Annotated in this window: 12 protein-coding genes; 7 read left to right on the plus strand and 5 right to left on the minus strand. The window is 36.9% G+C overall.

Annotated elements, in window-relative coordinates; translation table 11 throughout:
- Positions 1 to 8 precede the first annotated feature (8 nt).
- From mnmE to rpmH, 5 genes are all read right to left on the minus strand, one after another.
- Positions 9 to 1,394, minus strand: a complete 1,386-nt coding sequence (gene mnmE / locus MY533_RS22000; RefSeq protein WP_248717569.1) for a tRNA uridine-5-carboxymethylaminomethyl(34) synthesis GTPase MnmE — start codon at positions 1,392 to 1,394, stop codon at positions 9 to 11.
- 512 nt (positions 1,395 to 1,906) lie between these two features.
- Entirely contained in the window at positions 1,907 to 2,716 is an 810-nt protein-coding gene (gene jag, locus MY533_RS22005) for an RNA-binding cell elongation regulator Jag/EloR (RefSeq protein ID WP_248717570.1), read from the minus strand.
- Positions 2,713 to 3,483, minus strand: a complete 771-nt coding sequence (yidC, locus tag MY533_RS22010) for a membrane protein insertase YidC (RefSeq protein WP_132362483.1) — start codon at positions 3,481 to 3,483, stop codon at positions 2,713 to 2,715. Before yidC ends, jag begins: the two co-directional genes overlap by 4 nt.
- 295 nt (positions 3,484 to 3,778) lie before the next feature.
- A complete protein-coding gene (gene rnpA, locus MY533_RS22015) occupies positions 3,779 to 4,123 on the minus strand; it encodes a ribonuclease P protein component (protein WP_248717571.1) in 345 nt (114 codons plus the stop codon).
- 101 nt (positions 4,124 to 4,224) lie between these two features.
- Entirely contained in the window at positions 4,225 to 4,359 is a 135-nt protein-coding gene (gene rpmH, locus MY533_RS22020; RefSeq protein WP_004233310.1) for a 50S ribosomal protein L34, read from the minus strand.
- Positions 4,360 to 4,915: 556 nt separating this feature from the next.
- On the opposite strand from rpmH, the gene dnaA reads away from it, so the two are divergent.
- The 7 genes from dnaA (at position 4,916) to MY533_RS22055 (ending at position 14,873) form a co-directional block, all read left to right on the plus strand.
- Positions 4,916 to 6,265 (plus strand): chromosomal replication initiator protein DnaA, encoded by a 1,350-nt coding sequence (dnaA, locus tag MY533_RS22025; protein WP_132362479.1) that lies wholly within the window; start codon positions 4,916 to 4,918, stop codon positions 6,263 to 6,265.
- Between the two features lie 169 nt (positions 6,266 to 6,434).
- Complete coding sequence (gene dnaN / locus MY533_RS22030) at positions 6,435 to 7,571, plus strand: DNA polymerase III subunit beta (protein ID WP_132362477.1); 1,137 nt, start codon at positions 6,435 to 6,437, stop codon at positions 7,569 to 7,571.
- A 211-nt stretch (positions 7,572 to 7,782) separates the two neighbouring features.
- A complete protein-coding gene (yaaA, locus tag MY533_RS22035) occupies positions 7,783 to 8,007 on the plus strand; it encodes a S4 domain-containing protein YaaA (protein ID WP_132362475.1) in 225 nt (74 codons plus the stop codon).
- A 3-nt stretch (positions 8,008 to 8,010) separates the two neighbouring features.
- Positions 8,011 to 9,126 carry a DNA replication/repair protein RecF gene (gene recF, locus MY533_RS22040; RefSeq protein ID WP_248717572.1) on the plus strand — a complete coding sequence of 372 codons (1,116 nt, stop codon included), beginning with the start codon at positions 8,011 to 8,013 and terminating at the stop codon, positions 9,124 to 9,126.
- Between the two features lie 91 nt (positions 9,127 to 9,217).
- Positions 9,218 to 11,152: a DNA topoisomerase (ATP-hydrolyzing) subunit B gene (gyrB, locus tag MY533_RS22045; RefSeq protein WP_248717573.1), complete on the plus strand. Its 1,935-nt coding sequence runs from the start codon at positions 9,218 to 9,220 to the stop codon at positions 11,150 to 11,152.
- Between the two features lie 25 nt (positions 11,153 to 11,177).
- Positions 11,178 to 13,655, plus strand: a complete 2,478-nt coding sequence (gene gyrA / locus MY533_RS22050; protein WP_248717574.1) for a DNA gyrase subunit A — start codon at positions 11,178 to 11,180, stop codon at positions 13,653 to 13,655.
- 135 nt (positions 13,656 to 13,790) lie between these two features.
- Positions 13,791 to 14,873: an HD-GYP domain-containing protein gene (locus MY533_RS22055; RefSeq protein WP_248717575.1), complete on the plus strand. Its 1,083-nt coding sequence runs from the start codon at positions 13,791 to 13,793 to the stop codon at positions 14,871 to 14,873.
- Positions 14,874 to 15,459: the final 586 nt, after the last annotated feature.

The following is a 15,459-nucleotide window of genomic DNA, read 5'->3' on the forward strand; positions in this document are numbered from 1 at the left end:
TAGTAAAATTATTTTCCTAAGCAGAACTGTGAAAATAACTGATTGATTAGGCTTTCTTGTACTGTGTCGCCGATAATTTCCCCAAGTATTTCCCAAGTTCTAGTAACATCTATTTGCACCATATCAACAGGTACACCAGCTTGCGCTCCAGCTAATGCATCCTCGACCGTTGCTTGTGCTTGATGAAGTAATGCTATATGTCTTGCATTTGAAACATATGTTAAATCGCCCGCTTCAATTTGCCCTTCAAAGAATAGCGCGGCAATTGCTTCCTCTAGCTCTGCGATGCCCTCTTCCTGTAAAAGAGAAGTCGTCACAACGCGATGATTGCCTGCTAGCTCCTTAACACGAGCTATATCTATTTTTTGCGGTAGATCTGTTTTATTGACAATAACGATGTAATCCATCGCTTGAATTGTTTCGAATAGACGTTCATCCTCGGCAGTTAATTCCTCTGCGTAGTTTAAAACAAATAAAATTAAATCTGCGCCACGCAACGCCTCACGTGAACGTTCAACACCAATTCGTTCAACGATATCCTCTGTCTCTCGAATACCAGCTGTATCGACTAAACGAAGCGGAACACCACGTACATTCACGTACTCTTCTATAATATCACGAGTTGTACCTGCTATATCTGTCACAATAGCCTTATTCTCTTGTACTAAGCTATTCAAAAGAGAAGATTTCCCAACGTTTGGGCGGCCTAAAATAACTGTTGATAGACCCTCTCGTAATATTTTCCCTTGAGAAGATGTTTGCAAAAGTTTAATAATTTCATCGCGTACCCATGTACATTTTTCTACTAACACTGGTACCGTCATCTCTTCTACATCATCATACTCTGGATAATCTATATTAACCTCTACTTGTGCTAATGTCTCTAGTAATGCTTGGCGTAAGTCACCAATTAAACGCGATAATTTGCCATCCATTTGTCCCAAAGCAACATTCATCGCTCTATCAGTTTTTGCTCTTATTAAATCCATCACTGCCTCAGCCTGTGATAAATCGATACGTCCATTTAAGAATGCGCGTTTTGTAAATTCACCTGGCTCTGCGAGTCTTGCACCATTTGTTAATGCTAGCTTTAATACACGGTTCACCGAAACTAGTCCCCCGTGACAGTTAATTTCTATTACATCCTCACGAGTGAATGTTTTAGGGCCACGCATTAATGACAGCATTACTTCCTCTACAACCTCATTTGTTTTTGGATCAACCAAATGTCCATAATGAATTGTATGTGAAGCCTTCGTTGTTAAACTTTTACCACCAGGCGATCTGAATATTTTATCTGCAATCGCGACTGCTTCGTCCCCACTTAAACGAACAATCGCAATAGCTCCTTCACCCATAGGTGTGGATATCGCAGCAATTGTATCGAACTCCATTTAATGACCTCCTTAACGTTATCCACATGTGGATAAATAAAACCGACCAATACTTACTAACACCTTAGACTAACATATTTTCTGCAAAATCTAAAGTAAGGATAATTTCCAATTGTGGATAATCAGAAAGCTCTACATTATAGCACGTATTTCGACAAAGGCTACGCTTTTGCAAAAATATCTGTTATAAGTTCGCTTTATTACTATAGATTAGAGCTATCCGTTAGTAGATATATACTATGCGAAGTGGTTGATTGGAGTGGAGACTGGGCGACTCCTCGGGGATCAGCGTCACAGATGAGACCCTGCAGCGAAGCGAAGCGGCTCATCGGGCGCCCCCAGGAAAGCGCCCAGTCGGAACGGAAATCACCCCCTCCTTTTGCCAAAGAGCCTACTTTATTTAATAGCACACCATAATTTACTGACATAATAGTTTTCAACAACATAAAAAAGTCATTTTATCATGACGATAAAATGACTTTTTATTTTTGTCTGTATGTTTTTTACGAAGTTTAGCCGTTCTTTACAGGTTCAATGACTAAATATCGATTAGGCTCCGTGCCTTCTGAATATGTTTCAATATCAAGGCGATTTGCCAATTGATTATGAATAATTTTTCTCTCGTACGACTGCATTGGCTCAAATGTCACACGCTGATTTAAGCGAAGTGCTTTATCCGCCATACGATCTGCTAGTAATTCCAAAGCTTCTTGACGACGTTCACGGTAGTTTTCTACGTCTAATTTCACCATTAAGAACTGCTTGGCACTTTTATTTAACACAAGATGTGTTAATTGCTGTAGGGAATTTAATGTTTGACCACGTTTCCCTATAAGCAGTGCAGCTTTCTCGCTTTTCAGTTGAAATAATACATATTTTCCTTCACGTGTCGTTTCAATCTCAAGATCATGAATACCCAATTGTTCAGCAATATTTATTAAATAAGTCTTTGCATCTTCAATTGGGTTTATCGAGGTTTCTTCTTCCTCTTTTTGTTCCTCTACGATTTGTTGAACAGTTTCGATATCACTTGGTTGTTCAGAAACTTGTGAACTTATTGTTTCAACATCATCTATTACTGTGGGTTCGACAAATTGAGTCGTATTTTGCTGTTCAGCTTCTTCTACTTCAATTGTGGATCGAACCTGTACTTCCTTTACTGTTACACGAACTTCTGCAGATCGTGCACCAAAACCTAAAAATCCTTTTTTACCTTCTTGTAAAACTTCAACATCTACTTGTTCACGGGTTTTGCCAAGTTTCTGTAACGCCAATGAGATCGCTTCTTGTGTTGTTGCGCCTATTTGCGTATGTTGTTTCACTTTTTAGCCCCTCCATTTTGAGCAGGTTGTGTTTTATTTTTTTCCCAAGGTTTGTAAATAAACAGGTTTTGAGCAATCGAAATAATGTTACCGATTACCCAGTATAGTGATAATGCTGCTGGTAATGCCATACCGAAAGCAATAATCATAAATGGCATAATATACATCATTATTTTCATTTGAGGGTTATCCATTGCTGGGCCCGTACGTAAAACGATAAATTGCATTAAACCAGCCGTAATTGCTAGTGCCGGTGCAGTTTCTGCTAATGGGAAAATAAAGAAATTCCCTAAATCAAAAGCAGGTGTAGCATTCATACGACTAATCGCATGGTAGAAACCAATTAAAATTGGCATTTGAATGAATACAGGTAAACATCCAGCAAGTGGATTGACACCAGATTCACTCATAAGTTGCATCATCTCTTTTTGATACTGTTGCTGTGTTTGTGCATCCTTAGAAGCATACTTCTTTTGCAATTCCTTCAATTTTGGCTGAATTTCTTGCATTTTCTTAGAGCTCTTTGTTTGTTTAATCATCAATGGAAGAATTGCTAAACGAATGATAATCGTTACAACAATGATCCCCCATGCATATGAACCGAGCAAATCAGCAAAATATTTAATCGCTGACACTAAAGGCCAAACAATGAATTCATTCCAGAAGCCTGTGCTTTCTTTGGAGATTGGTTCATTAAATTCTGTACAACCAGATAGTAGTAATGCTACTGATGCTAGCGACAAAATTACCCAAAGTTGTTTCTTCAACCTTTTTCCCCCTACAAATACTATTCACTTTTTCTAAAACTATATGCATTCTCTTCTTTATACAATTACAGTTTCCTACAACTGAATAAAGTTATCAGTTATTTTATCATGCATATATCGTTTCACTCTACTAAATATTCTAACAACGGGCACATATTTGCTAAGTAATGTTACTAATAATTCATATATTGCAGTGAAAATCCGACTTTAAAATACCCCTATACGTATTTACATTGGCTTCACTTTCGCGCAGAAACTAAACTATTCTATCTCACCACTTTGGTTGCCATCCATATTAGGCTTTCTTCAATACTTTTGCGATTCGTAGTACATGCTGCAAACTTTGTTTTACTTCATGAAAATCCATCGTGGCCGCCGGTTGTCTGGCGATAATAACATAGTCCATATTCGGCTTTAGTTCATCCTTTAATTCATGAATACTTTGTCGAATATAGCGTTTGATTTGGTTGCGTGTTACTGCATTCCCAAGCTTTTTACTAACCGATAATCCTATACGAAATTCCGCTTGTCCCTCTTTTTCTAAAAGATATACGACAAACTGACGATTAGCGAAAGATTTACCCTTTTTAAACACCTTTTGAAAATCATCATTTTTTTTCACTCGTTGGCGTTTTTTCATTACTTTCACCTGCTACTCGATAATTATCCTTTGATCCTCATTTTTAGGTTTACCAAAAATAAAGAAAAAAAAGACCACTGATGTGTCTCAGTGGACTTATTTTATGCTGATAATACTTTTCTTCCTTTACGACGGCGAGCAGCAAGAACTTTGCGACCGTTTTTCGTGCTCATACGTGCGCGGAAACCGTGAACTTTGCTGTGCTTACGTTTTTTTGGTTGGTAAGTACGTTTCATTTATATAGACACCTCCTGGATGAGTTGAATTTTTCAACATACAGACCTGAATATTATATAAAGTAACTAGTTATTTTGTCAATGAATTTTATAAATTTCTATATTTCCGCAAATCTATGTCTATTTTTTTATTCCAATCATCTTCTGCTACATAAAAATAAATTATCCACAGAGTACTTGTTTTTTTTACACAGAGTTGTGTATAGTATTTTTTGCATATTTTTTTATCCACAACATTTATCTACACCTTTTTCACATAAGCAGACCTTGTGGACAACTTGGAAGTGCATAAATGAAAGGTATGTGGATAAGTTTCACAAACTATTGAAATAGCTTTGTTTTTCTGATACGATATCTGTGCTTCACTTTGTTGAAAACTGAAATGAACTTTAATTTTATCCACAACTGTTGATATGCTGTGGATAATTTTTATCACAGCCTTTGGTTAACTTTTATCCACAACTTGTGAGTTTGTGGACTAGTTGTAAAATGAACGTATTTACCGTTTCTATAAATGCGCTTTTAATTGTATTGAACTGAAAAGGAGATTAGCAGCTTGGAACATTTAGAAGAACTATGGAATAATGTCCTGGCTCAAGTTGAACAAAAAATTTCTAAACCAAGCTTCGAAACGTGGCTAAAGTCTACTAAACTACTTTCCTACAATGGTAGTGGTTCTACTGTGACAATTGCTGCGCCAAATTCGTTTGCTCGAGACTGGCTTGAAAATCATTATATTCATTTGATTACAGGTATATTAACGGAGCTTACAGGCGAAGACTTGCTTATTAAGTTTGTTGTTCAAAAAAACCAGGATTCGGACGATTTTGATTTACCAGCGCCGATTATCCAAGCAAAAAATGACGATCATCATGATATTTCACCAGGTATGTTAAACCCGAAATATACTTTTGATACATTTGTTATTGGCTCTGGTAACCGCTTTGCACATGCTGCCTCGCTAGCTGTCGCAGAAGCGCCTGCGAAGGCTTATAACCCATTTTTTATCTATGGGGGAGTAGGGCTTGGCAAAACACACTTAATGCATGCGATTGGTCATTATGTACTTGAACATAACCCAAATGCAAAGGTGGTATATTTATCATCTGAAAAATTTACAAATGAATTTATTAACTCAATTCGAGATAATAAGGCACTAGATTTCCGCAACAAATATCGCAATGTAGATGTACTGCTAATTGATGATATTCAATTTCTAGCTGGAAAAGAATCAACTCAAGAAGAATTTTTCCATACTTTTAATACATTACATGAAGAATCGAAACAAATTGTTATTTCTAGTGACCGTCCTCCGAAGGAAATACCAACCTTGGAAGATCGTTTACGTTCTCGATTCGAATGGGGACTAATTACAGATATTGCGCCCCCTGATTTGGAAACTCGTATCGCCATTCTTCGAAAAAAAGCAAAGGCTGATGGCCTAGAAGTGCCAAATGAAGTCATGCTCTATATTGCGAACCAGATTGACTCCAATATCCGGGAGCTTGAAGGTGCGCTTATTCGCGTCGTTGCCTATTCATCGCTTGTTAACAAGGATATTAATGCAACTTTGGCTGCTGAAGCATTAAAGGATATTATCCCTAATTCAAAGCCGCGAACTGTCACGATATTAGACATTCAAAATGCAGTAGGAGAGCACTTTAACATTCGTTTAGAGGATTTTGCCGCGAAAAAACGTACGAAGTTAATTGCCTTCCCGCGTCAAGTTGCCATGTTTTTATCTCGCGAATTAACAGATTTTTCGCTGCCGAAAATTGGCGAAGAATTTGGTGGACGTGACCATACTACGGTTATCCATGCTCACGAAAAAATATCTTCTATGTTGAAAAATGACGTTCAGCTACAGCAAGATATTAAACAAATTCGAAGCATGTTAGGGAAATAATGTTGTGGACAACACAAACATTTAAACACAAACTTATACACAGTCTATCTACATGTGGATAGACTGATTTTATTCACTTAGAAGTACTTATCCACAAATCCACAGGACCTATTACTATATCTTTTTTATTTTATATAAATAAATAATATAAATATGTGAGGGAAAACGAATGAAATTTGATATTTTACGTGACCGTTTATTAGAGGGTTTAAATGATGTCATGAAAGCCGTAAGTTCAAAAACGACTATACCCATTTTAACGGGGATAAAAATGGATGTAACAGATGAGGGTATTCGCTTAACAGGTAGTGATGCTGATATTACAATTCAAACATTTATTCCAGTTGAAGAAGATGGCCAACAAATAATTCATATAACAGAAACAGGATCAATTGTTGTACAAGCTCGTATGTTCAATGAAATTGTTCGTAAATTACCAACAAATGAGGTTGAAATTCAAGTAACAACTGGTTTCCAAACTCATATTCGCTCAGGTAAATCTGAATTCCACTTAATTGGCTCTGATGCTGCTGAATATCCTTTATTACCCGAATTAACAGAGGATCAAAAATTTACTATTCCTGCTGATCTATTAAAATCAATTATCCGTGAAACAGTATTCGCTGTTGCCACTTCAGAAAGTAGACCGGTGTTGACAGGTGTAAACTGGCAGATAAAAAATGAAACATTAATCTGTGTTGCAACAGATAGCCACCGTTTGGCAAGACGTAAAGTTCAACTGGAAAATTTACCTGAGGTTGAACATAGTGTTGTCATTCCTGGTAAAAGCTTAAATGAGTTAAATAAAGTTTTAGAGGATTCTACAAATCTTGTACAAATTGTTATCACAAGTCAGCAAGTATTATTTAAAACAGGGGAAGTATTATTCTTCTCTCGTTTGCTTGAAGGTAACTACCCAGATACATCACGTTTAATTCCAGAAGAGTACCAAACAAATCTAACGATTAATGGTAAATCATTATTACAAGCAATCGATCGTGCATCTCTTGTTGCTCGTGGCGATCGTAACAATGTTGTACGTTTTGAGATTTTAGATAATCAAGCTGTCGAAGTTTCTTCTAATTCTCCAGAAATCGGTAAAGTACAAGAGGAAATTCCTGTTGAGTCATTAGAAGGGGAGAACTTAAAAATTTCTTTCAGTGCGAAATACATGATGGAAGCACTAAAAGCAATTGATGGTCAAGAAGTAGTCATTCAATTCACAGGGGCAATGAGACCATTTATTTTACGTTCTGTTCATGACGATGCTATTTTGCAATTGATTTTACCTGTGCGTACGTATTAAAAAATCAATTAAACCGAGTCCAAATTGTGTCCGGAATCAGTAATAGAAGTAAACAATTTTTGTCGGAGAGAATAAACTCCATCATTTCAAAGTCAAAGGACCTTGGAAAATGTACTGATAGTCGCTAATTGCGGCTATCTTTTTTTACTTATGGTGAATTTTTAGGTATGATAGAGAGATAGACGATCTGTATTTGGAGGGGAACTCAGCTATGAAGGACATTGAAATTGATGTAGAGTTTGTCACATTAGGACAGCTTTTAAAAATGACCGATGCCATTAGCTCTGGTGGTATGGCCAAGTGGTTTTTACAGGAAAATGATGTATATGTAAATGGAGAAATAGATGATCGCCGCGGTCGTAAATTACGTGACGGTGACATTGTAAATATTCCTGGATGTGGTCGATTCCGTATCGTAGGTACCACTGGACAGTAGATTATGCATATAGAGCAATTAAAACTTACAAATTACCGTAACTATGATGCCTTAGCTTTAAATTTCTCTCCAAAAATTAATGTTTTCATTGGTGAAAATGCTCAAGGAAAAACAAATGTTATGGAATCTATTTACGTATTGGCGATGGCTAAATCCCACCGCACGACGAACGATAAAGAATTAATACGTTGGGATTCAGACTATGGTAAAATAGAAGGGGCCGTTCAAAAAAGGCATGGTATTTTACCGATTGAGCTTACGATTACGAAAAAAGGCAAAAAAGGTAAGATAAATCACATAGAACAAAGTCGCCTAAGTCATTATATTGGCCAAATGAATGTCGTGATGTTTGCACCCGAAGATTTAAATGTCGTAAAGGGAAGTCCGCAAATACGACGACGTTTTATTGATATGGAGATTGGGCAAATTTCGCCTGTTTATTTACATGATTTATTAACCTTTCAAAAAGTTTTAAAGCAACGTAACCACTTTTTAAAGATGAATCAAGGGAAAGCAATGCCAGATGACGTGATGTATGAGGTTTATAATGAACAATATATTCACGCAGCTACCCAAATTATTCGAAAAAGATTTCAATTTATGGATTTATTGCAGGAGTGGGCAGAGCCAATTCACGCAGGTATTTCACAAGGGAAGGAAACATTAGTTATTAAATACCGCACAGTAGCTGGTATTGAAAAAGAACATACTTCGAGTGAAATTGAAGACTTCTTGCATAAAAAGCTAATAGAAGCTAAGCCGCGTGAATTTGACCGGGGTGTAACACTAGTTGGTCCACACCGAGATGATTTGCAGTTTTTGGTAAATGGCTATGATGTTCAAACATATGGTTCACAAGGACAGCAGCGTACAACCGCTCTTTCATTAAAACTTGCTGAAATCGAGTTAATTAAACAAGAAACAAATGAAACACCCATACTACTTTTAGATGATGTATTGTCAGAACTCGACGATTATCGCCAATCGCATTTATTAAATACCATTCAAGGTGAAGTTCAAACCTTTGTCACGACTACAAGTGTTGATGGAATTCACCATGAAACGATGGAGCATGCACAGCTGTTTCACGTGGAACAAGGCGCGATTGAGGAAAGTTAGCCCGGGAGTTTTTTAGATTACAAAAGAATGGTAATAGTCAGCTCGGTTGACTGTTCATTCATTTACACACAATGATGTTATGAAGGAGTAGATGAAAGCCGTGGCTATAGAGAACGAAGGTTTACAAAATCAAGCTTATGAAGCCGATCAAATACAGGTATTAGAAGGTTTAGAAGCGGTACGTAAAAGACCAGGGATGTATATCGGTTCAACAAGCTCTAAAGGGCTTCACCATTTAGTATGGGAAATTGTTGATAATAGTATTGATGAAGCTCTTGCAGGATTTTGTACAGATATAAAAGTAACGATAGAAAAAGACAATTGGATTCGTGTAGAAGACAATGGTCGTGGTATCCCAGTAAGTATTCAAGAGAAAATGGGTAAGCCTGCTGTTGAAGTTATTATGACAGTGCTCCATGCTGGCGGTAAGTTCGGCGGTGGAGGATACAAAGTTTCTGGTGGTCTTCATGGTGTAGGGGCATCTGTTGTAAATGCTTTATCAATTGAGACGATCGTTCAAGTTCATCGTGAGGGTCATATTCATGAAATTAAATTTGAACGTGGGAAAACTGTGCAAGAGCTAACGGTTATCGGTGATTCAGATCGTAATGGAACAACTACACGTTTTAAAGCAGACCCTGAAATATTTAAAGAAACGACTGTTTATGAATATGATATTTTAGCACATCGTATTCGTGAATTAGCTTATTTGAATCGCGGTATTAGAATTACAATTGCTGATGAACGCGAAGGTGAGGAACGTTCTACTACGTATCATTATGAAGGTGGTATTCGTTCTTATGTTGAGCATTTGAATCAAACGAAAGAGCCAATCCATGATCCAATAGATGTTCTTGGAGAAAAGGATGGTATTTCAGTTGAAATTGCTATGCAATATAATGCTGGATTCTCTTCTAATATCTTTTCATTTGCTAATAACATTAATACGTATGAAGGCGGTACACATGAATCTGGTTTTAAAACGGCTCTAACACGTGTTATTAATGATTACGCGCGAAAAAATGGGTTATTAAAAGAATCAGATGCAAACCTTACTGGTGAGGATGTGCGTGAAGGGTTAACAGCTATTGTTTCAGTTAAGCATCCTGATCCACAATTTGAAGGACAAACAAAAACAAAACTTGGTAACTCTGAAGTTAGCCAAATTACTAACTCCTTGTTCTCAGATGGCTTTGAACGATTTATGTTAGAAAATCCAACTGTCGCTCGTAAAGTTGTTGAAAAAGGTTTAATGGCTGCTCGTGCACGTGTAGCTGCTAAAAAAGCACGTGAATTTACACGTCGTAAAAGTGCACTTGAAGTATCAAGCTTGCCAGGTAAATTAGCTGACTGTTCTTCAACAAATCCAGCCGAATGCGAAATTTATATCGTTGAGGGTGACTCTGCCGGAGGATCTGCGAAATCTGGACGTGATCGACACTTCCAAGCAATTTTACCGTTACGTGGTAAAATCCTTAACGTCGAAAAAGCACGTTTAGATAAAATTTTATCGAATGCAGAAATTCGTGCGATGATTACAGCATTTGGCACAGGTATTGGCGAAGAGTTTACTTTAGAAAAGGCTCGTTACCATAAGATTGTTATTATGACAGATGCCGACGTCGATGGTGCCCACATTCGCACATTACTACTAACATTCTTCTTCCGTTTCCTTCGACCTCTTGTAGAGGCAGGTTATATTTATATTGCACAGCCACCTCTTTATCAAGTTAAGCAAGGTAAGCATGTTGAATATTGCTATGATGAAGAAACATTAAAAGAAATTTTAGAACGACTACCAAAAATGCCAAAACCAAATGTACAGCGCTACAAAGGTCTTGGGGAAATGAATGCAGAGCAGCTTTGGGAAACTACCATGGATCCTGAGCACCGCACATTGTTACAAGTAGAATTAGATGATGCAATTAAAGCAAACCAAGCATTTGAGCGTTTAATGGGCGATGAAGTAGAACCGCGTCGTCAATTTATCGAAGAAAATGCTGTATACGCTAATTTAGATATTTAATTTTTCTTGAGAGGAGGTCTACACTTTGTCAGAACAAGAACGCTCCGGTGTTAAAGGAGTTAATATAACAAAAGAAATTGAAACATCCTTCCTCGATTATGCGATGAGTGTAATCGTTTCTCGTGCATTACCAGATGTACGAGATGGATTGAAGCCTGTACATCGCCGTATTTTATATGGCATGCAAGAGCTAGGGAATACAGCAGATAAAGCGTACAAAAAATCAGCACGTATCGTCGGGGACGTAATGGGTAAATACCATCCACATGGTGACTCATCTATCTATGATGCAATGGTACGTATGGCGCAAGATTTCAGCTATCGTTACATGCTAGTTGATGGTCATGGTAACTTTGGATCTGTTGATGGCGACGGAGCGGCAGCGATGCGTTATACGGAATCACGTATGTCTCGTATAGCGATGGAAATGCTTCGTGATATAAATAAAGACACAATTGACTACACAGATAACTATGATGGTTCAGAAAAGGAACCTATTGTCCTTCCTAGTCGCTATCCAAACTTATTAGTAAATGGAGCGGCAGGAATTGCGGTTGGTATGGCGACAAATATTCCGCCACATCAACTTGGTGAAACGATAGATGCCGTGATTGCACTTTCTGAAAATCCAGCTATTACAACAGAAGAATTGATGGAGATTATCCCAGGACCTGATTTCCCAACTGGTGGATTAATTTTGGGCCGTAGCGGTATTCGCCGTGCCTACGAAACTGGTCGTGGCTCAATCATTATTCGTGCAAAGGTAGAGATTGAACAGAAATCAAATGGTAAAGAGACGATTCTTATTCATGAATTACCATACCAGGTCAATAAAGCGAAGCTTATTGAAAAAATAGCAGAGCTTGTACGCGATAAAAAAATTGATGGTATTACAAACCTACGTGATGAGTCTGACCGACGTGGTATGCGAGTAGTCATCGAAGTTCGCAAAGATGCAAATGCCAATGTAGTTTTAAATAATTTATATAAACAAACAGCAATGCAGTCGAGCTTCGGTATTAATATGCTGTCATTAGTAAATGGTCAGCCTAAAGTAATGGGCTTAAAAGAAATGCTGCATCATTATTTAGAGCACCAAAAGGTTATTATTCGCCGTCGTACGGAATTTGACTTAAGGAAAGCAGAAGATCGCGCGCATATTTTAGAGGGCTTACGTATTGCACTTGATCATATCGACGAAATTATTGCGATTATCCGTGGTTCACGAAGCGGTGATGAGGCAAAACCACAATTAATGGAACGATTTAATTTGTCTGAACGTCAGGCGCAAGCGATTTTAGATATGCGTTTAGTTCGTTTAAGTGGATTAGAGCGTGAAAAAATTGAAGCAGAATATCAAGAGCTTCAAATATTAATTGCTGAATTAAAAGCGATTTTAGCGGATGAGGCTAAAATTGTTGATATTATTCGTACTGAAATAGTCGAACTAAAAGATCGTTTTAACGATACACGCCGTACTGAAATTACTTCTGGCGGTTTAGAAATGATTGAGGACGAGGATTTAATCCCAGTCGAAAATTCGGTTATAACTTTAACGCACAATGGCTATATCAAACGTTTAGCTGCGAATACATATCGCAGTCAAAAACGTGGTGGTCGTGGTGTACAAGGTATGGGCACAAATGAAGATGATTTTGTAGAGCATCTTATGAATACATCTACACACGATACAATTTTGTTCTTCACTTCAAAAGGAAAAGTATTTAGAGCAAAAGGTTATGAGATTCCGGAATTTGGCCGTACAGCGAAAGGATTACCGATTGTTAACTTACTCAATATTGAAAAAGGTGAGAAAGTAACAGCAATGATCCGTGTTGGTTCATTTGATGAAGATGCATACTTTATCTTCACTACTAAAACAGGTATTACAAAGCGTACACCAGTATCTCAATTTGCTAACATCCGAACAAACGGCTTAATAGCTATAAGTTTACGAGAAGACGATGATCTTATTTCTGTTCGTTTAACAGATGGAGATAAACAAGTGATTATCGGTACTCGTGATGGAATGCTTGTACGTTTCCAAGAAGAGGATATTCGTTCAATGGGCCGTACTGCAGGTGGTGTACGAGGTATTAAACTACGTGATGGTGACGAAGTAGTTGGTATGGAAATCGTTGAACCAGGACAGGAAATTTTAGTTGTTACAGCAAAAGGTTATGGTAAACGTACTTCTGAAGAAGAATATCGTTTACAGAGCCGTGGTGGTGTAGGATTAAAAACAATTCAAATCACTGATAAAAACGGCCCAATGGTAGCTGTAAAAACTGTTGATGGTTCAGAAGATTTAATGCTCATTACAATTAATGGCATGCTAATCCGTATGGATGTGAATGATATCTCTTTAATTGGTCGTAGTACGCAGGGAGTTCGTTTAATTCGTTTAGGTGATGAAGAGCTTGTAGCAACTGTAGCGAAGGTTGAAAAAGAAGAAGAATCTAACGAAGAATGTAACGAAGAAAATGATCAAGTAGAAGAATAATTAAAGACCGATGACGGCAGCTAGTGTTGCCGTTCATCGTTTTTTTTTTGCATAAATCATGAAAAATAAGTAATTATTTTGAATTCCATGATAAAATAAATCTTATAAGTGAAATAGTGAAGAGGAGTTAATTGCGTGGAAACTATATATATCCCTATTTCAGAGTTACGCGTTGGAAAAGTAATTTCTGAAGATATTTTTGCTAATACACAATATCCAATCATTTTTAAAAACACGATAATTACCCATGAACATTTACCAGTTTTCTTTGCTTTTAATATATCGAGAGTTCCAGTTTATAAAGATGGTATAGAGGCTCGATCAGAGTTAAAAGAAACAGAATTAGTTGTTCCAATAGAGGCTATTCCATCTTTTAAAAAGATTTATGACAATTCCATTGAACAATTTAAAAAGGAATTTAAAAATTGGGAAGCTGGTGCAAAGGTAGATATTACGAAAGCACGTAAAATTATTTTGCCATTACTAGAAATGGTTTTAGAAGATCGTACAATAATTTTTGATTTAAATGAGTATTCCAATCCAAAAGACTATTTGTACCATCATTGTGTAGCAACAGCATTGATTTCTTCCGTAATTGCACAAAAATTAGGCTATGATAAAGGAATGACAATACAAGTTGCAATCGGAGGGTTACTAGCTGATTGTGGAATGGCAAAAGTTCATCCACGTATCCGCGATAAAAAAACAACCTTAACAGAGCAAGAGTTTAATGAAATTTATAAGCATCCGATTTATAGCTATAATATGGTCAAAGATTTAACGATCTTAAAGGATACAATGAAAGAGGCTATTTTCCAGCACCATGAGCGTTTAAATGGTAGTGGCTATCCGAAAGGGGAAAAAATCGCAAATATTTCTACTTTCGCTCAAATCATCGCTGTTGCAGATGTATTCCATGCAATGACATGTGAGCGAGTGTATAGAACAAAGCAATCTTCCTTTAAAGTCATAGAGATGATTAATGAATCTGAATTTGGGAAGTTTGATATTAAAGTAGTTCGTGCACTAATAGATATTGTTGCCGACCTTCCTATAGGAACAATAGTTGAACTATCTAATTTGGAACAAGGCGAAGTAATGTTTGTAAATAAATTTGCACCAACTCGACCACTTGTCAAATTATGTCATTCAGGAGAGATATTTGATTTAGGTAAAAATCGTACTTTCTATATTTCACGTATTATAACGGATTTATAATAGTTAGAAGGGCAACCCATTAACATTGGCGTTCGCCTTTTTTATTTTTATTCGGATCGATAAATTATTTAGGTGATAAAATTAAAGTTTCAACAAAGATTTTAACCTCTAGCTAAGTAAGAGAAAATTGATAGTTTAAATAAACGAAGTGAACTAGAAAAAATATCTCTTTGAAGTCTTTTTAGCGAAAGCAAAGCGTCAGCTACTACAGAAGTATCTTATCTCTTTGGGAGGTGTAATGGATGTTGATTCAAGGCTAACTAATCCTCTGAACAAATTGGTGTGAAGAATAATAATAGATTTTAAAAACTATTAATTATTTTTGAGAAAGTGTTGACATGTCTTTATATTCTTGATATTATTAGTGAGTCGCCAAGAGGTGACGCAGTAAATGAAAAAATGAACCTTGAAAACTGAACAAGCAAAACGTAATCAATAAAGTTTTTACTAGCTAACCTTGAGTTAGTGAACGAAACAAAATTTTGGACATCAAACATGATGCCAGCAAAACAATTTGAGCTAATCAAATTTCTTTTTATGGAGAGTTTGATCCTGGCTCAGGACGAACGCTGGCGGCGTGCCTAAT

This window comes from Lysinibacillus sp. Ag94 (assembly GCF_023242215.1).
Lineage (GTDB): Bacteria > Bacillota > Bacilli > Bacillales_A > Planococcaceae > Lysinibacillus.